Genomic DNA, 18956 nt, shown 5'->3' with positions numbered 1-18956 from the left:
GACGTCATGACCGCCACCGTCGAGATAAGGCGTGCGGCCGACCGGGCGGTCACCACGACGTCCTGGCTGAAATCCCGGCATTCGTTCTCATTCGGCGACCACTACGATCCCGACAACACCCACCACGGGCTCCTGTTGGTGAACAACGACGACCAAATGGAACCGGCTTCGGGTTTTGATCCCCATCCACACCGTGACATGGAAATCGTGACCTGGGTGCTGCGGGGAGCGCTCAGACACCAGGATTCCGCCGGCAATAGCGGAGTGATCTATCCCGGCCTAGCCCAACGCATGTCGGCCGGCACCGGAATCTTGCATTCGGAAATGAACGATTCTGCTACCGAGCCGGTGCATTTCGTGCAGATGTGGATAATACCCGATGCAACCGGCATCACTGCCAGCTACCAACAGCAGCAGATAGACGACGAACTGTTGCGCGCCGGCCTGGTAACCATCGCGTCGGGCATACCCGGGCAAGACGCAGCGCTCACCCTGCATAACAGCAGCGCCTCGTTGCACGGCGCGCGGCTGCAGCCCGGCGCTACGGTCAGCCTGCCCTGCGCACCCTTCCTGCATCTGTTCGTCGCCTACGGGAGCCTCACTCTGGAAGGTGGCGGCGAGCTTGCCGACGGGGACGCGGTGCGGTTCACCGACGCTGACGCCCGCGGCCTGACCGCCAATGAGCCGTCGGAAGTGCTGATCTGGGAGATGCACGCGAAGCTGGGCGATTCGGCAACATAGAGTGGCCACGACAGACAGGAGCCCGCATGTCTCAAGCGCAGCCGCGCCCCGCCGCACCCAACCCCAAGCGGAACGTCAAAGCGATTCGGACGGTGCGGTTCTGGATGGCACCGATCGCCATCACGTTGGCCCTGATGTCGGCGCTGGCCGCGCTTTATCTGGGCGGCATCTTAAACCCCATGACCAATTTGCGGCATTTCCCAATCGCGTTGGTGAACGAGGACGCCGGGCCCGCGGGCCAGCAGATTGTCGACGGTCTGGTTTCCGGCTTGGACAAGAACAAGTTCGACATCCGAGTCGTTTCGCCGGACGAGGCCAGGCGGCTGCTCGACACCGCGGCGGTGTACGGCTCGGCGCTGATACCGCCGACCTTCTCGTCGCAGCTACGGGACTTCGGGGCGAGTGCGGTGACTCCAACCCGCACGGACCGGCCCACGATCACCATCTCAACGAATCCGCGGGCGGGCACGCTGGCAGCTAGCATCGCCGGCCAGACGCTGACCCGGGCACTGACCGTGGTCAACGGCAAAGTGGGCGAACGACTTACCGCGGAGGTAGCGGCCCAGACCGGCGGTGTGGCACTGGCCGGGGCGGCGGCGACCGGGCTGGCCAGTCCCATCGATGTCAAATCCACCGCCTATAACCCACTGCCCAACGGCACCGGCAACGGGCTGTCGGCGTTTTACTACGCCCTCTTGCTGCTATTGGCGGGCTTTACCGGCAGCATCGTGGTGAGCACCCTGGTGGACTCGATGCTTGGCTATGTACCAGCCGAATTCGGCCCCGTCTATCGTTTCGCCGAGCAGGTCAACATCTCTCGCTTCCGGACGCTGTTGGTCAAGTGGGCGGTGATGGTGGTGCTGGCGTTGCTCACCTCGGGTGTCTACCTGGCGATCGCCCACGGCCTGGGCATGCCGATTCCGCTCGGGGGGGAAGTATGGCTCTACGGGGTATTCGCGATCATGGCGGTCGGCGTCACGTCCAGCTCGCTGATCGCGGTGCTGGGCTCGATGGGCCTGCTGGTCAGCATGTTGATCTTCGTCATCCTCGGATTGCCGTCGGCGGGCGCGACCGTCCCGCTGGAGGCCGTACCACCGTTCTTCGGCTGGCTGGCCGAATTCGAGCCGATGCACCAGGTGTTCCTAGGTGTGCGGTCGCTGCTGTATCTGAACGGAAACGCCGACGCCGGCCTGTCCCAGGCCCTGACCATGACGTCGATCGGGCTGATCATCGGGCTGTTGCTGGGTGGATTCATCACGCACCTGTACGACCGCAGCAGCTTCCACCGAATTCCGGGAGCGGTCGAGATGGCGATCGCCGCGGAGCACCAAGCTCAATACCAAGCGCGCCACAGCGCACGCGAAAGCGCAAGCAAACAACCGTAATTCGAACGCGGCCGAACCGTCACGCACCTGTTACTGAAGTTGACAGTGTGATCAGTGTGCCTAATGCTGGGATGGTTGCATGTGGATTCGGGCCGAGAGGGTTGCTGTGCTGACACCGACTGCCAGCCTGCGCCGATTGACGGCTTGCTGCGCCGCGTTGGCGGTGTGCGCCGCCCTCGCCTGCACCACCGGGCAGCCGGCCGCCCGCGCCGCCGACGGGCGCGAGATGCTCGCCCAAGCGATAGCCACCACCAGGGGCTCATACCTGGTGTACAACTTCGGCGGCGGTCATCCCATGCCGCTGCTCAACGCAGGTGGTCACTGGTACGAGATGAACAACGGCGGCCATCTGATGATCATCAAGAATGCCTCCCAACGGCTTTCACCACATCTACTGGTAGACACCCACACCGGAGACCAGGCGCGCTGCGAACACAACCCAGGTGCTCGCACCGGTGAAGGCTTGTGGCAAGCCTCCGAGATCTACCCGCCGCTTAAGGCGTGGCAGCGTATGGGGCGACCCACCATTGCAGTCAACGCCAACTTCTTCGACGTTCGCGGACAAAAGGGGGGCAGCTGGCGGTCGACCGGCTGCAGCTCACCGCTGGGCGCCTACGTGGACAACACCCGCGGACAAGGACGCGCCAACCAGGCGGTCACCGGCACCGTCGCCTACGCCGGAAAGCAGGGCCTTTCCGGAGGAAATGAGTTGTGGAGCTCACTGACGACGATGATCCTTCCGGTCGGTGGTGCACCGTATGTTTTGCGGCCCAAAAGCAGACAGGACTACGATCTCGCCACTCCGGTGATCGAGGACTTGCTCAACAAGAACGCACGGTTCGTCGCCGTGGCCGGAATCGGGCTGTTATCCCCCGGCAATACCGGCCAGCTCCACGACGGCGGTCCCAACGCCGCGCGAACGGCGCTTGCCTATGCGAAGCAGAAGGACGAAATGTACATCTTCCAGGGTGGCAACTACACCCCGGACAACATCCAAGACCTGTTCCGCGGCCTGGGTAGTGACACCGCGATTCTGCTCGACGGCGGGGGGTCATCGGCGATCGTTCTGCGCCGTGATACCGGGGGCATGTGGGCCGGCGCTGGGTCGCCGAAAGGATCGTGCGACACCCGTCAGGTGCTCTGTGACTCCCATGAGCGGGCGCTGCCCAGCTGGCTGGCGTTCAACTAAGGCTTCGCAGCGCCGGCGGGCTCGGTCGCGCTACACCTGCGGCGTCAAATCCAGCGAGGTGATGGTCGTCATCCTGGTCACCAACCAGCGCGCGTCATAACGCTTCATGAACAGCCGGTAGGACAGATACTTCAATGCTGGGATGTTCTTGGTCACCGGACTGGTGGTCGTGGTGTTGGTGTAGACGATGGCCACGGCATCCCGGCCGCTCAGCGATTCCACGGCAGCACCGGTGACCTCGGTATCGTTGGTAATCTTGGCCTGTTTGTTTGCTGCGGCGATCTGGTCGACGAATCTGCGGTACTGAGCCGCGAAATCACCGCTGAGGTAATTCGCGGCCCGATCGGCCAGGGTGTCCATGTTCTCCGGCGTGTAGGTCCACAACGTCGTGATCGCATTGGCGGCCGTCCGCGCGACCATGAGCTTGGTGGCCACCACGGCGCGCTCGGAGAGGTAGGGCTGCACCGTCGCACCAGCGAAAGCTGCCGAGCCCACGAACAACGCAGCGGCCACGCCGACCGTGATCGCTAACCGCCTGCCACCCGATCGTCTTGCCCGTGTCTTGCCGCCCCTGGCAGTCGTCACGGCCGAATCATCCTCGTCAGCTTGGCTGTCAGCCACGGCGGCACCGCCTTCGTCCGGCTCTCCCGCGGCGTCGATCTCGCCCCGGTCGCCCTCGGTGGCTTCCGATGCCGTGTCGGTGGACTCTCCGTTGGCAACGGACTTTTGGGTCAGATCACCGGAAGCAGACTGCTGATCTTCCACTCGTTACCTTCCTGCTTAGCCGTTACCAGCCAACGATTGGCGTTCGAGACCACCCGCTTGCCGTCCGCGGATTTCGAGGTGATCTGGGTGACCACCAGCACGTTGGCACTACCATCCTCGTTCCACCTCTGTACGCCCGCGTCTAGAACCGTTCCTGTGGTCGGTTCCACCCCGGAGATGCGAATCAGGATATCGTTTGCCCTTTCGTGGTATTGCTTGGCGAAGTCACCCGTGGCGTGGGACAGCACCCGCTGCGCATATTCGTTGGCGTGGAACGGATCCGGTGACGTGAACATGGTCATGAAAGACCGGACATCACTGAGCATCACGATATCCTTGTGCGCTGCTCGCTGGTGCGATTCATGGGAGATCCGCATGAGCGCACAGGCTGAGATCGCCGCGGCCATAACCACAGCGGAAGCGGTCAGAGCCAGCGGCAAACCCCATCGCCGCGACGGTTCGATTGGCTGCGGGGCCAGCAGCGCCCCCTCGCCGGGTTCAAACTTACGACGGGGGCTCATTTTTCGCCGGTGGGTTGTCGGGGTTTCATCACGACTGCCAGATCGTCGAGGCGCCATTGCCCGCGCGATTTTTGGAAGATCGCCCGCACAGTTGCGCTGATGTACCGCTGATTGGGTGGTGTACCGCGTTCACCCTGCATGAACAACAGCATGGTTGCCTGAGCCGGTGTCGCCGACAGCACCGCGCTGTCGGTAACCCAGTACTGGTTACGAACAGGTCCCGACTCGCGCACCGAATCCTGTTGGATGCTCAGCTGCGGGCGGTACCTGTCGGTGGCCAGCGATCGGGCCCGTTCGAAATCACGCTGCACCGTTTCCGGGTCGTAGCTCAGGACGTCGACCACGAGCTTCGGGCCCCGCGTTGCGAGCTGCGCGCGAGTGTGATCGGTTTGCCATTCATTGACGTACACCACCGCAGCGCCCACCGCGGTTGCGCTCGCGCACGCGCCCGCCGCCGCCAATGCCACCGCCGCCGTCAGTCGCCGTATCACCGCGGGCCGCTGCACCGGTTCGACACGTCGCACCTCAGTGCGCAACAACAGGTCGGCGAAGGTGCGTCGCCGCGAATCCCACAGCGGCCACAGCCAACCCACAAACAGCGAGAGGGTGTCCACCAAGTGCGCCAAATCCCGGACCAGCAACCGCCACGGACCGATGGCCGAACCGTCACGCCGAACCACCCGGATGCCGGTAAGAGCGCGGCCAAGACTCCATCCGGTAACCGTCGGCAACACCAACCGGTTGACGGCCAGAAGGAGAATGGTCAATCCGAGCAGACAAGCGCATAACCACCGCCACGCGCTGCCCGGCGGCACCGTTAAAGCCGTCAACGCCATGGTCGCCACCACGGCGAGCCCGGGCAGCACGTCGATGGCGAAGGCGCCCGCCCGAACACGCCAGGGCGCTGCACCGTTCGGTGTCGCCTGGGGCAGGGTGGTCGGCGTCTTCTCGACCACCACCGTCACTTCGTCACCTGGTCGAGTTTGGCGATCTTATAGCGGCCCTCATCGAGTGCCATCCGGACCCGAAGACGGTAGCCGACTTCATGGGCATCCGAGTCGGTGTTGGACACCTTGACCCGGAGCGCTACCAGAACATCGACCGACCCGTCATTGTTGTTGCGCTCGACCGCCGCGCGCATATCGGTCACTTGCACGTGGACGCTGGCCGCTTGATACGCCTCGACGAGCATGCTGGTGTACAACGACGCCTGGGCACCGAAATCACCGGTGCCACACTCGATGATCTTCTGCATGCTAGCCGACATCGCCCCAGCATCGGGTGCCTGCGTGGCCGCAACGCAATCCTTAGCGGCCTCAATGGCCGCAAGGTCTTCGCGCGCGATTGATTGGCTTTCCTGGTGTGAGCGCAACGCAAAATAGCCCGCTGCGCCAAGGCCACCGGCCAACGCGAGCAGCGTCGCCGCAATGCCAACAAGCCAGCCTCGCCGCAACCGCGACGGGCGCCGCTCGACGAGGGCCTGTTCTGGGCACGCGTCCTCGCCGAGCTCTCCGGCGTCAGATACCGCCGAATCCGCCGCCTTCACCTGCGGGCTAGTCTGGTCGGCTCCGGCGTCAGATTCCGCCGAATCCGCCGCCTTCACCTGCGGGCTAGTCTGGTCGGCTCCGGCGTCAGATTCCGCCGAATCCGCCGCCTTCACCTCCGTAGACGACTTATTCGCGTCGGCAGGGTTCAGCTGGCCGGCGCCAGCATCTCCTTCCATCCGTCGTCTCCTGTTGTGCTCGAGTTTGCGACGGCGTACTTGACACCATCCGGCCCCACCAGTTCACCGCTGGCCGGGCTATAGACCGCCGACGGGCCCGATGTTGGAGTGTAGACGCACGGGTTAGGCTGCTGCCCGTTGCACTGCACAGTACCCGAACCCGGTCTTTGCAATGGGTCACTGACCGGCGGGGGCGTTCCTTGCACCTGATCGGCGGGCGCCGGATTCAAACCGGTGTTGATCGAGGGCGCCGGAATCACCAAACCCGGCTTCACCGGCTGATCGCAGCGCGCCCCAGGTGCCGGGCAGGTGAGTATCTGGTTCGGGTCACCAAACCACGGGTTGGTACCCAGCGGAACGTACGGGTCCTTACTGCGGCACTCCTTCGGCGTCGCCGCTCGTTTGCCCGGGACATCGACACAGGGAATGTTGCGCGCCCCCCGGACTTGCAGCTGGGCATCCTGGGGAATCTTGCAATAGGTTCCCGACGGCAACGGCCTGGGACTGGTATCGGCCGGAGACCGCCACTCCGATGCAGGAAGAAAACCCGTCAAGCACGGCGGCGGATAGTTGATCGCCGGCGCAAGCGGCAGCTGGGCAGCACCCGGAGTTGGCGTGAGTACGGTCTGTGCGATCGCGGCACCCTGCGGGAGGAACACCAACAATTGCTCCACGCCGGCGTGGTAGCGCTTGAGCATATCGAACACAACCTCAAGATTGGCCAGCGTCTGTGGCAGCGACTCGCGAACACCGCTGAATACCGCGTTGACCTCATCGGCGGTGGGGGCCGCCTGGGACAGGATGCTTCGCACGTTCTGGTCCCTGGCTGCGGTTTGTGCGGCCAGATTGTTCAATTTGCGCGCCCAGCGCTCAATCTGATCACCCGTGTTGACCTGGCTGTCCAAAATCGGCCCGGAGTTCTCGATGATGTCGTTGACGTCGCCAATGTTGGTCTCGAAGTCACCGACGATCGCCTGAGTGGAGTCAACCAACCGTTGCAAAGCGGGTCCCAGCCCACCCACCGCTTGCGCGGTCTCGTCGAGCAGTAAGCCGATCTTCTCCGTGGGCAATGCGGCCAGCCCGCGATTGGAATTGTCCAGCGCAGGCCCAATCTCACTGGGAACCGTACCCTTGGTGATGGTCTGTCCAGAGGAGAAGTATTTACCCGGAGCACCGGTGGACACCAGGTCGATGTACTGCTCGCCGACCGCTGACACCGAATGCACGTTCGCCGAGGCATCGACGGGGATTTTGTAGTTGCTAGCGATGCTCATCGTCACTTGTGCGCCCCGGTCGGTGGGCTCGACGGCGGTGACCTTGCCAATGGTGATACCGCGGTAGGTCACATTGGCCGTCGGATACAGACCACCCGATGCGGGCAAGTCGGCCTTCAAGGTGTACTGCCCGATACCCACCAGACTCGGAATTCGCAGGTAGTACCAGCCCAATACGACGATGGCGACTACGGAGACGATCGCAAAAAGGATCAACTGGCGTCGGATGAAGCGAGTCAGCACTGGCGATTTCCCCTTTCTACCAGCGGGCCGCCCGGCGCATCGTTGGGGTTCGGTGTGTACCGAATGTCGGGAATCATTGTCTCGGGATCGCGGCCAAAAGACTGCTCGAGGGCGCGCAACGCACCGGAGAATCCGGTCCCGGTAAGGAACGCATTGTCGATGGCGCTGTAGGTCAGGTCCAGCGTCAGCGACAAGTTCATGTAGTCGCCCCGTACCAGCTGCGGCACGGTGTCGACGTCAAAGGGCTGGGTGAGGATCAATTTGAGCGCACCCACCAGATACGGAGCGGCTCGACTCAGTTCCTTGAGCGGGCATTGCAGCGCCTGCAGATCCTGGTGCAGATCGCCCCGGGCAGCCGAAAGATACTGGTCGGCGGACTGGCTGAGCCGGCCTACCGCATCGGAAGCGTTGATCAACAGTTCCTGCTTATCCGCAAAGTGCTTGATCAACGGCGGTAGGTCGGTGAGCACCCGATTCAGGACTTCCGACCGACCGCCCACATAAGCCAACAACCGATTGGTGGAATCAATGGCGCGGGTAATGTCATCGCGTTGCTGGTTGAGCTCGTCGGTGAAGGTGTCGAGCTTGCCAAGGAAAGCCCGGATCTGGTCCGCCCGGCCCGTCACGATGGCGTTGATCTCTTGCTGAATCGATTCGAGGTTCACCAAGCCGCCGCCGCGCAACAAGGTGGCGATGCTGGCCAGCGTCTGCTCGGTGGTGGGATAGGCCGAGGAGCGCTTCAGCGGGATGGTGTCACCATCCTTCAGCGGCACCGGCGACGGATCTGGCGGCGCGGCCAGCTCGACGTGCTGCGAACCCAGCAGGCTGGTCTGCCCGATCTTGGCGGTGGCATTTTTCGGTAGCTTGACGTCCTTCTTCAGGCTCAGCGTCAGCGTGGCCACCCAGTTCTTCAACTTGATCGCGCGGATCGATCCGACCCAGACGTCGGCCACCATGACCCGGCTGTTGCCGTTGATCGCCAACGTGTCCGGCATCTGCACGTAGATGGTGTAGGAGCCCGGGCCGGTGCCCGGGCCGCCGGGGATCGCCACATTGGAGATGCCGCGCCAGCCGCACGAACTCAGCAAGAGTGCGAGCACCAGCAACACCAGCCCCTGCCAGGCTCGGTGGCGCATCACCCGCATCCGCGCCAGCACGCTCATCATTGACCCCCTCCTGCCTCAGCGGGCAACGGCGCCCCCACCGGCGCCGGCGTCGGTGGCACCGGACCCGGGATCACGTCGGGCCCAGGAGGCGGCGGTGGTATCGGCACCTGCGGGGCCTGTAAACCAATCGGCGGCAACACGGGGTACTCGTCGTACGCATTCGGGGGTCCGGGAGGGGTTTGCAGCCCTGACGACGGAGGTGCGATATCGGGACCACCCATGAGTTCGGCCAGGGACTCCGGCGTCAGCAAGCCCTGCGTGATCGGTCCCACCTGAACCCCTTGCATCCCGGGTGCCACCACCCAACCGGGCTGCGTGTTGCGGTGTGACAACGGCGTATCCGGCACCCAGATACCGGGCACCGTGGTGTCCTTGTACCCGTTGGGCGGCTGCAAACGGGGCTCGGAATAAGCGATCTCTTTAGGCAGTGTCGAGGCGGTGCTGGCCACGTTCAGGCCGAACGGAAAGTAGTTGAACTTGATCGCATCGAGGACTGGCGCCAGATACTGCGCACAGAGTTCGGCCGACTCTTGATAACCGAGCCGGCTACCCGCCTGAATCGAACTGCAGATGAACTCCATCGGGTTGGCGAAATTCGTGAACGCCGAAAGCGACACCACGCCACCGTGTGTCGGATGGTAAAGCTGGTTAATGTTCGCCGCCAGCGTCGGGAAGATGTGCAGGACGGTCTCCAACCCATCCAACGGATCGGGCTGCAGCAACGTGGTGGTCACGGTCGCGAGATTATTGACGTCATGCGTCAGCACCTCGCGGTTCTTGGCGAAAAACGGGCGCGCGACGGTGAGCAAGCTGTCGAATTGCTGGATGGCGTTCGATAGGTCCGCATCGGAGTGGGTCAACCTGTCGGTGAACTCCGCAAGGTTCTTGTTCAACGCGACGAACTGTTGGTCGTCCTGATGTAGCGCATTGACGAATAGCGCCAGGCTGCGTACCACCGCGAAGAAGTCGCCGCGGCCCTCATTCAAGGCGTTCAACGCCTGCGACAGGCTGTTCAGCGTGGTGTTGATTTGCTTACCCTTGCCGGCCAGCCCGTCGGCGAATGCCTCGATGACTTCGCCGAACGGCCCCTTGGGCTGCTCAGGTGTCGGGCCGAGCTCGTCGATAATATGCGAGACACTGTCCCGCAGCTCGTCCCACTCCGTCGGTACCTGGGTGCGCTCGACCGGGATCACCGCATTATCGGCCAGCACTGGACCACCTCTGTAGGGTGGCTCCAACTGAATGTTCCGCGACGCCACCAAGGTGGGGTTGAGTATCACCGCGGAGGCATTGGCAGGCACCTTGTACTTGTTCTGGTAGTGGAAAGTCACCTTCATTTTGTCGCCGGCTGGTTCGATCTTGTCGATCGAACCGACCGGGAGGCCCATAATCTGGACCTTGTCTCCGACATACAGCGCATTGGCTTGGGTGAAGTAGGCGACCACCGTGTTGTTCGTCAGTTTTTGGTAGAGCCGCACACCAACAATTCCGGCGGCCAGCGCCAGCACCACCACCAACGATCCGATGACAACCGAGGCCCGCGACAGCTGTGGCAACCGCAGGTTGCGGATATCAAAGATGGTGCTCAATTCTCGCTACCTCCCGTCACGCCACTACCGCCGGTGCCGCCGGGATTGATGAACGGGGCCGGCAACTGCGGCCCGGGGCCCGGTGGTGCCGGCGGGCCTGGCGCCGCCGGGGGCGGAGCCGGACCAGGCGCCGGCCCGAGGGGCAGCGTGCGTGCCCCTGGGGGAGCCTCCTGCGGAATCGGCACCGGCGTGCCGGGAACGTTCGGCGGCACCTCACCCGGACGTCCCGCGATTGGTAGGCCCGGGGCGGGCGGTGGACCGTCCGGGTTCGGCGGCGACGTCGCGACATCCAGCGGCGCCGGGAAATCGGGGCCACCGAATGGACCTTGAGTGAGGTTGGCGCAGGGCAGCGGATCCCACGGCCGCGGCAGACCGTCCGCCGGCGGGGTGTAGGAGCACGGCGATCCCGGCGGCACCGCCGGCCCGGGATGCTCGGGCGTGCCCTCCAACACCGGCGGCGGTGGCGGCGGCGCACCGTTGGGGAACCGGGTGCCATTGGGGTCGGGCCACCGGTATGCCGGCAGCCCGGCGCTGCGCCAGAAGTCCTCCGGGCTAATACCACGCTTCTTGAATGCCGCATCGACAAACGGCTGCAAGATCTGACCCGGCACCAGGTTGGCCAGCAGCACTTTGAAGTAGGGCCCAGAGGCAAACGTCTCACCGAACGACGCGCTGAATCTGCCCAAGATCGTCAGGGTTTCAGCCAAATCCTCCTTGCGGTCGACCAACAGGTCGGTGAGGATACGCAGCTGCTCGAGCACATGGTTCAGGTTCGGGTTGTCGTTGATAAGGTTTTGCACCTGGGCCGAGAAAGCGGAGATGTTCCCCAGCAGGGCGTCGACCGCGCGGCCACGCTCGTTGAACGCGGCGATCAGGGTCTTAGCGTTGACCAACAGGCGGTCGACCTGCTCGCTGCGATCACCCAGGACGCTGGCCACCTGGTTGGCCTGGGCTAGTAGGTGCGTGATCTGCTCGTCGCGCTTGCCGATGGTGTCGGAGAACTTAGCCACCCCGTCGAGGGCGGCGCTCAGGTGCGGATAGGTCTGATCAACGGTCTCCGACAACACATTCAGCGACCGCTTGACCGTCTCGATGTCCCAGCCGGATGCGGCCTTGGTGACGTCGAAGAACGCGTCGTAAATCTGGTACGGGGTGGTGCTTTGCCCAACCGGCAAAACGCCCCCGGGCGGCAACGCTTGGGCGCCGCGCGGCTCGATCTCGAGCACTTTCTTACCCAGGATGGTGTCGGTGCGGATGGCTAGGCGGCTCTCGGTGCCGATGGTGTTGGTGCCGATGGAGAACTTGATCACGATGTGGTCGCCGTCGATCTTGAGCCCCTCCACGGTGCCCACTCCCAAGCCGGCGATGCGTACCCTGTCGCCCTTGTGCAGTCCGCCGGAGTCGGTGAACTGGCCGTAGTAGCTCGGCTTTGCGAATAACATGGGAACACTGGTAAAGCTTTGGCCCACAGCGACAACGAGCAGCGCAACGACGATGCCCATGAGCCCAATTCGCATTCGGTTGGGTGGTTCCAGCGTTCTCATTGCGGCGTGCACCTACCCGTCGGCTGGCTAAAGAGCTTCACCGTGCGGACCGGCCCTCCGGCTTGGAATCCGTTCCACTTGATCTGCAGGTCGCAGAGGTAGAAGTTCTGGAAATCGCCGTAGGTTCCGTTGGCGCGTCCGAGCGCCGTCAACGCGGTCGGCGTCTTGTGGAGCAGGTCGTTCAACTCGACGCGCTGGTCGATGACCGGTTGCTGAATAGCGTCCAGGTAGCTGATGGTCTTGCGCACCAGCGTGCGATTCTCGGCAAGCAGGTCGGCCACCGTGCCGGCGCCGTTGCTGATGTGCGCGAGGCCGCCGGCCAACTGGTCGGAGTGGTTCTGCAGCCCAGTGATCAGATTCTCCAAGTTATTGACGGTCTCGTCGAACTCTTTTCGATGCTTGACCGTGGTGTCCAGCACGATGTTCAGGTTCTTGACAACCTCACCGATCGCCTGATCGCGCTCCGCGATCTGGCTGGTCAGTTGCGCGGTCTGGTCGAGGATGTCGTTGATGGTGCCACCTTGCCCCTGGAAGACGGTGATGAGCGCGTTGGCGATGTTGTTCACCTTCGCGGGATCCAACGCCCGAAACACCGGCTTGAAACCACCGATCAACGCATCCAAATCCAAGGCCGGTGACGTGCGGGACAATGGGATGAGTCCACCTGGCGGCAGCAGATCGTTGGCCCCCTTGCCCTCACCCCGTTTGAGCTCCACGTACCGGTTGCCGATCAGGTCGGAATAGCGGATCTGGGCGGTCGTGGACTGATACAACGGCACCGAACGATCGATATTGAACTCCACCCGAACCCGACGGCCACCATCGACCAGGTGTAGTGCTTTGACCTTGCCGATCTCTACCCCCGAAGCACGGACAAACTGGCCTTGGCGCAGCCCGCTGACATTGCTGAACTCCGCGGTATAGCCATTGGTCCGGTCGAAGCGCATCTGACCGAAAATCACGATGATCATCACCGTGAAGAACAGCAGCACCACCGAGACGATGCCGAGTTTGACGACGGTTCCAGTGATTTTCATGGGTTGATCGTGTTATCCCCTACCTGACGGCCCCAGACGTACTCGACTGCATAAGGCGAGCCAACCTCCATGTGGTTGTACGGGGCGAGGCTGGCACCGGTGTCCATGACCAGATACGGCGCTGGCCACAGATCCCGGGTGATCGGCTGCCAGCAACCGGGGGCGCCCCCCGGGCCACCGCGAGCGTTCACCCGCGGCAGATTCTCCGGATAGGTATAGGGATTGGGCGCGCCGCCAACGATTCCGGGTAGGGCTCCCGCTAGATTTGCGGCCACCGCGAGGGGCGGCGCTATCAATCCGGCTACCAGTCCGATTCCGATTGCCGCCCCATTGGTGGCTAACGCCAGGGGAGACAACAAGGAGATACCTATCCCGGAGAGGATCTCTGAGTTCGTCCTCAGCGAGTAGCCGTTACCGCCACCGGCCGCCGCCTTAGCGAGCGGATCGGCATCGTAGAAGTTGCGGATCGTGCAGAACAGTTCCGGGCTATAAGTGTCAAGCAGGGTGGCGGTGGGGACCAGATCGGCGACCCCCCGCTGCAGATACGGCCCGCCGCGGTCGAAGACATCGGCTGTGGTGTTGCCGAACCCGGCCGCCGCCAACAGCGCCGAATCCAGTTCCGCTTGCTGGGCATTGATGGTGCGGGCGGTGGTCACCGAACTATCGAGAAAGTCGAACAGGTCCGGTGCCGCGTCGGAGTAGACGTCGCCCAGCGCCGCCAATTGCTGAATGTCGTGGCGCGATTGCGGCATCCGCGCATTGAGGTCATCCAGAACGGTGTTGGCGTTGACGATCGACTCGCCGAACTTGTCGCCCAGCCCGGTCAACGCCTCCGCGGCCGCGCTCAGGGTCAGATTCAGCTTGACCGGATCCACCTTCTCGGCGATCGAGGTGAGCGTCTGGAACAACGTGTTGATCTCGGTGGTTACCGACCGCACGTCGATGACGTCTTTGGGCGTTATCCGCCTCTTTGTCGGGTTTTTCGGCGTAGTCAACGACACATACTTACCGCCGAACACCGTGGTCGCCTTGATGTCGGCGTTCACATTTGCCGGAATCAGGTGGATGTAGCGCGGATCCACATCCAAGATGAACTTGGCCGCCGACTCGCCGTCACGCGTGACCTCCGAGATGGTGTCCACCCGCCCGATCTCCACCCCGTTATAGGTGACCTTCGACCCGGGATCCATCACCAAGCCCGCACGAGCGGACAGCATCGTCAACTGCGTCTTGGGCGTGAACTCCCCGCGAAACTGCAGGTATACCAAGGCAACTACGAGCGCGAAGACCAGCACTAGACCCATACCCGCCGTCTTGTAGGGCGGCACTCGCGGCTTGTTCAGCTTCCCCGGCGTCGTCATGGCGGCTACACCGTGAGATTGAAGTTCGGGTCGACACCGTAGAGCGCCAACGCTGCAAACAGGACAACGACCTGCACCGAGACCAACGAGAAACGCATCGATCGGCCGACGGCCTCGCCAACGCCGACGGGGCCTCCGCCGGCGGCGTACCCGTAGTAGCAGTGGCTAACCATGACGATCGCAGTGATGATGAGGGCCTCCAAGAAGGACCAAAAGACGTCGTCGGGACGCAGGAACGTTTGAAAGTAATGCTCGTAGGTGCCGTTCGACTGCCCGTAGAGCACCGTGGTGGTGATCTGCGGGGACAGGAACGACATGATCATCGCTAACGCGTACAGCGGAATGATCACCACGAGCCCGGCCATGATCCGGGTGGACGCCAGGAACGAAATCGACTTGATGCCCATCACTTCCAGGGCGTCGATCTCCTCGCTGATCCGCATCGCCCCCAGCTCTGCGGTAGCACCCGCACCGACCGTGGCCGCCAGGGCGACACCGGTGACAACTGGGCCGGCGATGCGCACGTTGATCAGTGCGGCAAAGAAACCGGTGAATGCCTCGACACCGATGTTGCCCAGCGACGCGAAGCCCTGGATCGCGACCAGCGAGCTGCCGGACAGCGTCACAAAGCCAACGATCGCGACTGTGCCACCGACAACGGCCATCGCACCGGTGCCCATGCCGATCTGGGCGATCAGCCGCAGCGTCTCCTTGCGGTAGTAGCGCAGCGCGTGCGTGATCTGCCCGATGCTGGTCAGGGCGAACCAGGTGAGCTGGCCGGCCTCGTCCAATCCACGAGCCGCCGCACCGCCGTATTGGCGCAGGTTGGCGACCGCCCGCGGGAAGCGGGCGCGCAGCACAGCAGTGGTCGACATGTCAGCGCCCCGTCCCGAATCGCACACCGATGGTCGTCAAGATCACGTTGACGGCGAACAGGGCGATCACACACAGCACCACGGTCTCGTTGACGGCGGTGCCAAGACCCTTGGAACCGCCACGGACGGTCAGCCCCCGATAGCAGCCGACAAGGCCCGCGATCAGGCCGAACGTTGCGGCTTTGATGGTGGCGATGACCACCTCGGGCAGACCGGTGATCAAGGTCAGCGTGGCAAGGTAGGCGCCGCCCGAAACGTTCTGCAGGTAGACACCGAAGAGAAAGCCACCGACCAGGCCGACGGTGATCACCAAACCGTTGAGCAGCGTGGCGACCAGCATCGAGGCGAGCACCCGCGGCACCACCAGACGGTGGATGGGATCGATGCCCAGCACCTCCATCGCGTCGATTTCCTCGCGGATGGTGCGGGCGCCCAGGTCGGCGCAGATGGCCGTGGACCCGGCGCCGGCGACCACCAGCACCGTTGTCAGCGGGCCAAGCTGGGTGACGGCGCCGATCGCCGCGCCGGAACCGGAGATGTCTGCCGCGCCGAACTGGGCCAGCAGAATATTGAGCGTGAAGATCAACAGCACCGTCAGCGGTATCGAGACCATGATCGTCGGTAAAAATCCGACCCGCATGATGAACCAGCACTGCAGAATGAACTCGCGCCACTGGAACGGCCAGCGAAACAGCGCCTTTCCAGTCAGCACACACATGCGAAAGAAGCCACCGACGAGGGTCAGCGGGGTTTGCAGTTGGTCGCGGACGTAACCACCAAGCGTTGTCGACGTCGTCACCGCGGCCCCCTCATGCCGCCGACCTGGGTATCGCGGCACCGCGGCGCATCATGTCGCACGCCTCCTCCTTGCCCCGACCCTTGGTGTGTGACCGCCAGCTCGTTACTCACAGGGAGTAACGGAGACCACAGGAATCTACCCGATGGCCAGCCAGGAGTGTAAGGCATCCGCACATTTAACCCTTCGTCAATAGCGGGCAAACGTTACAATCTCTGTCGATTTTCCCTTCTATCCGTAAAATCAGCTGATACAGAACGTCTTTCAACATTCACACAGGCGCCATAGCGCAATCGCAGTTCAGTCTTGAGCACCTTCCCCGCGGGGTTGCGGGGCAGAGCGTCCACGATCTCGAGCGCCTTGGGGTGCTTGTAGCGCGCAAGCCGGTCGGTCAGGAACTCACCTAGGTCTTCGATCCGAAGGTCGTCGTTCGTTACGGCCGCGACCGCGATCGGCACCTCTCCCCACTTCTCGTCGGCCCGGCCGATGACCGCGACTTCGGCGATGTCGGGATGGCTGGCCAGAACGTTTTCCAGCTCGGCGCAGTAAATGTTTTCACCGCCGGAGATAATCATGTCCTTCTTGCGGTCCACCACCCAGACGTAACCGTCGGAGTCCATGCGAACCAGATCCCCAGAATGGAACCAGCCGCCTGCGAACGCCTCCGCGGTGGCCTCCGGGTTGTTCCAGTAGCAGCTCATCAATGTTGGTGCCCGGTAGACAATTTCGCCCACTTCGCCGACGGGGACATCGTTCATGTTCTGATCGACCACCCTTGCGGCGACGGTCGGAATCACCCTGCCGACCGATCCGCGCTTAGCGATCGCATCTTCGCCGAGCAGCATGCAGGTGACCGGCGACATCTCGGTCTGGCCGAATGCGGCCAGTATCTGCGTTTCGGGAAAGGTTGCCGACATCTGCCGCAGCAACGCATCCGGCGCCGGCGCAGCTCCCCACGACAACACCCGTAACCTCAGGTCACGTGGTCGTGCTTGCTGTTCGGTACAGACCGCCTGCCACTGCGCGGGAACCAGAAAGATGCCGGTGACCTTCTCTGCCTCCAGCACGTCGAGCAGCTGTCCCGGGTCGAACGCGCCCAGCGGATAGATCACCGTGGGCAAGCCGAGCAGCAGCCCGGTCAGCATGTTGCCGATTCCGGCGATATGAAACAGCGGGACGCCGACGAAACCGACGTCGCTGTTGATGTTGGCGCCACTGGTGTAGAGCGCGGTCATCGCCTGACCGGTGAGGTTCGCGTGAGTCAGCACGGCGCCCTTCGGGCGCCCGGTGGTGCCCGAGGTGTACATGATCAAGGCCGGCGAGTCGTTCGGGATGTCCACCGGTTCGACGACATCGCCGGCCTCGTTGAGTAGGTCCTCATAGCCGAACACGCTGTCCTCGCTGGATCCGCCGGCGACCACGATCACGCTCAGCAAGGGCTGGATGTCGCGGACACCGATGGCCACCGGAGCCAGCGCAGCTTCGGTCAGCATCACGTGTGCGGCACAGTCTTCGACCAGGACGGCGATTTCGGTTGGGGTGAGCCGGAAATTCAGTGGTACGGCGATGGCCCCGATCATGTTGGCGGCCAGCACCGACTCGACGAACTCGGTGCGGTTAAGCATCAGGATCATGACCCGATCGCCGAAACCGACCCCGCGACCGCTCAAGGCGCCCGCCAGCGCCGCAACCCGGCGCCTCAGGTCAGCCCACGTCATGGTGTTGCCCACAAACCTCAGCGCCGGCGCGTCTGGCTGCATCATCGCGTGCCGTTCGAGCTGGTTGACCCAGTTCTGCCGGCGAGCAAGGTAGGGCTGCTGTTGGGCTAGTGTTGGCGCCCGCGTCAGGTGACTGGCCAGTTGCGCGGTCAACTATCCCTTCCTTCCCTTCCTTTCACTTGCGCATCCCTTGCGCCAGGTTGATATTTGATAAAGGTTGGTGTTGTCTGGGTCACACTATGGCCTGAGCGGCCCAACAACAAGCCCCCGCCAAGCCCCCGGCAAGTCCCCGGCAATCCCGGCCCGACCCTGAAAGTCCTGGCAAGCCACGTGAACGCACCTCTATCGGCGAAGCCGCGGAGCCAGCTTCCCCTGCGCCGGGCACAATTGTCCGACGAGGTCGCGGGCCACCTGCGGGCCGCCATCATGTCGGGCGCGCTGCGCTCTGGAACGTTCATCCGTCTGGACGAGACGGCAGCCGAGCTCGGAGTCAGCATCACGCCGGTGCGGGAGGCGCTGCTGAAACTGCGCGGTGAGGGGATGGTCGGGCTGGAGCCACATCGCGGCCACGTGGTGCTGCCGTTGACCCGCCAAGACATCGACGACATTTTCTGGCTGCAGGCCACCATTGCCCAAGAACTTGCCACATCGGCCACCGCTCACATCACCGACGTTGAGATCGACGAGCTGGACCGCATCAACAATGCGCTGGCCGGTGCTATCGGGTCCGGTGATGCCAAAACCATCGCGTCGATCGAGTTCGCGTTCCACCGCGTCTTCAACAAAGCGAGCCGCCGGATCAAGTTGGCCTGGTTCCTGCTTAATGCCGCGCGCTATATGCCGGCGCAGGTGTTCGCGGCCGACCCGCGATGGGGCGCGGACGCGGTGAACAGTCATCGGCAGCTGATCGCCGCGCTGCGCCGCCGCGACACAGCCGCCGTAATCGAGCACACCGTCTGGCAGTTCACCGATGGGGCACGCAGGCTGACGGAGGCCCTGGCTGAGACCGAAGTCTTCGGCTGAGCCCGC

General features: G+C 63.4%; 17 protein-coding genes. 4 read left to right on the top strand and 13 right to left on the bottom strand.

Annotation, left to right across the window (positions count from 1 at the left end):
- Positions 1-6: 6 nt before the first annotated feature.
- The 3 genes from MCAN_RS00995 to MCAN_RS00985 all read left to right on the top strand — a co-directional run bounded on the left by MCAN_RS00995 (position 7) and on the right by MCAN_RS00985 (position 3315).
- Positions 7-741: a pirin family protein gene (locus tag MCAN_RS00995; RefSeq protein ID WP_014000097.1), complete on the top strand. Its 735-nt coding sequence runs from the start codon at positions 7-9 to the stop codon at positions 739-741.
- Positions 742-767: 26 nt separating this feature from the next.
- Positions 768-2126, top strand: a complete 1359-nt coding sequence (locus MCAN_RS00990) for a YhgE/Pip domain-containing protein (RefSeq protein ID WP_014000096.1) — start codon at positions 768-770, stop codon at positions 2124-2126.
- A 79-nt stretch (positions 2127-2205) separates the two neighbouring features.
- The gene (locus tag MCAN_RS00985; RefSeq protein ID WP_014000095.1) at positions 2206-3315 is read left to right on the top strand and encodes a phosphodiester glycosidase family protein; all 1110 of its coding nucleotides are present in this window, start codon (positions 2206-2208) and stop codon (positions 3313-3315) included.
- Between the two features lie 30 nt (positions 3316-3345).
- Here MCAN_RS00985 and MCAN_RS00980 read toward each other — a convergent pair whose 3' ends face one another.
- From MCAN_RS00980 to fadD5, 13 genes are all read right to left on the bottom strand, one after another.
- Positions 3346-4080: a hypothetical protein gene (locus MCAN_RS00980; protein ID WP_014000094.1), complete on the bottom strand. Its 735-nt coding sequence runs from the start codon at positions 4078-4080 to the stop codon at positions 3346-3348.
- Positions 4047-4601, bottom strand: a complete 555-nt coding sequence (locus MCAN_RS00975; RefSeq protein ID WP_014000093.1) for a mce1 operon protein — start codon at positions 4599-4601, stop codon at positions 4047-4049. Before MCAN_RS00975 ends, MCAN_RS00980 begins: the two co-directional genes overlap by 34 nt.
- Positions 4598-5566: an RDD family protein gene (locus tag MCAN_RS00970; protein WP_014000092.1), complete on the bottom strand. Its 969-nt coding sequence runs from the start codon at positions 5564-5566 to the stop codon at positions 4598-4600. Before MCAN_RS00970 ends, MCAN_RS00975 begins: the two co-directional genes overlap by 4 nt.
- A complete protein-coding gene (locus MCAN_RS00965; RefSeq protein WP_014000091.1) occupies positions 5563-6204 on the bottom strand; it encodes a hypothetical protein in 642 nt (213 codons plus the stop codon). The genes MCAN_RS00970 and MCAN_RS00965 overlap by 4 nt, the downstream gene beginning before the upstream one ends.
- 89 nt (positions 6205-6293) lie before the next feature.
- Complete coding sequence (locus MCAN_RS00960; protein WP_014000090.1) at positions 6294-7841, bottom strand: virulence factor Mce family protein; 1548 nt, start codon at positions 7839-7841, stop codon at positions 6294-6296.
- Positions 7835-9007: a virulence factor Mce family protein gene (locus tag MCAN_RS00955; RefSeq protein WP_014000089.1), complete on the bottom strand. Its 1173-nt coding sequence runs from the start codon at positions 9005-9007 to the stop codon at positions 7835-7837. The genes MCAN_RS00960 and MCAN_RS00955 overlap by 7 nt, the downstream gene beginning before the upstream one ends.
- Entirely contained in the window at positions 9004-10596 is a 1593-nt protein-coding gene (locus MCAN_RS00950; RefSeq protein WP_014000088.1) for a virulence factor Mce family protein, read from the bottom strand. Before MCAN_RS00950 ends, MCAN_RS00955 begins: the two co-directional genes overlap by 4 nt.
- Positions 10593-12140 carry a virulence factor Mce family protein gene (locus tag MCAN_RS00945; protein WP_014000087.1) on the bottom strand — a complete coding sequence of 516 codons (1548 nt, stop codon included), beginning with the start codon at positions 12138-12140 and terminating at the stop codon, positions 10593-10595. The genes MCAN_RS00950 and MCAN_RS00945 overlap by 4 nt, the downstream gene beginning before the upstream one ends.
- Positions 12137-13177 carry a virulence factor Mce family protein gene (locus MCAN_RS00940; protein WP_014000086.1) on the bottom strand — a complete coding sequence of 347 codons (1041 nt, stop codon included), beginning with the start codon at positions 13175-13177 and terminating at the stop codon, positions 12137-12139. The genes MCAN_RS00945 and MCAN_RS00940 overlap by 4 nt, the downstream gene beginning before the upstream one ends.
- On the bottom strand, positions 13174-14538 hold the full coding sequence (locus MCAN_RS00935) for an MCE family protein (protein WP_014000085.1): 1365 nt from the start codon (positions 14536-14538) through the stop codon (positions 13174-13176). The genes MCAN_RS00940 and MCAN_RS00935 overlap by 4 nt, the downstream gene beginning before the upstream one ends.
- Before the next feature lie 5 nt (positions 14539-14543).
- Positions 14544-15413: an MlaE family ABC transporter permease gene (locus tag MCAN_RS00930; protein WP_014000084.1), complete on the bottom strand. Its 870-nt coding sequence runs from the start codon at positions 15411-15413 to the stop codon at positions 14544-14546.
- A 1-nt stretch (position 15414) separates the two neighbouring features.
- The gene (locus MCAN_RS00925; RefSeq protein WP_003401074.1) at positions 15415-16212 is read right to left on the bottom strand and encodes an MlaE family ABC transporter permease; all 798 of its coding nucleotides are present in this window, start codon (positions 16210-16212) and stop codon (positions 15415-15417) included.
- Between the two features lie 203 nt (positions 16213-16415).
- Entirely contained in the window at positions 16416-18080 is a 1665-nt protein-coding gene (fadD5, locus tag MCAN_RS00920; protein WP_014000083.1) for a fatty-acid--CoA ligase FadD5, read from the bottom strand.
- Between the two features lie 177 nt (positions 18081-18257).
- On the opposite strand from fadD5, the gene MCAN_RS00915 reads away from it, so the two are divergent.
- Complete coding sequence (locus MCAN_RS00915; protein WP_041179536.1) at positions 18258-18950, top strand: GntR family transcriptional regulator; 693 nt, start codon at positions 18258-18260, stop codon at positions 18948-18950.
- Positions 18951-18956: the final 6 nt, after the last annotated feature.

Origin of the sequence: Mycobacterium canetti CIPT 140010059, from assembly GCF_000253375.1 — a bacterium.
GTDB lineage: Bacteria > Actinomycetota > Actinomycetes > Mycobacteriales > Mycobacteriaceae > Mycobacterium > Mycobacterium tuberculosis.
The sequence above is the reverse complement of the archived record's forward strand: the minus strand, read 5'-3'. Positions and strand labels throughout refer to the sequence as shown.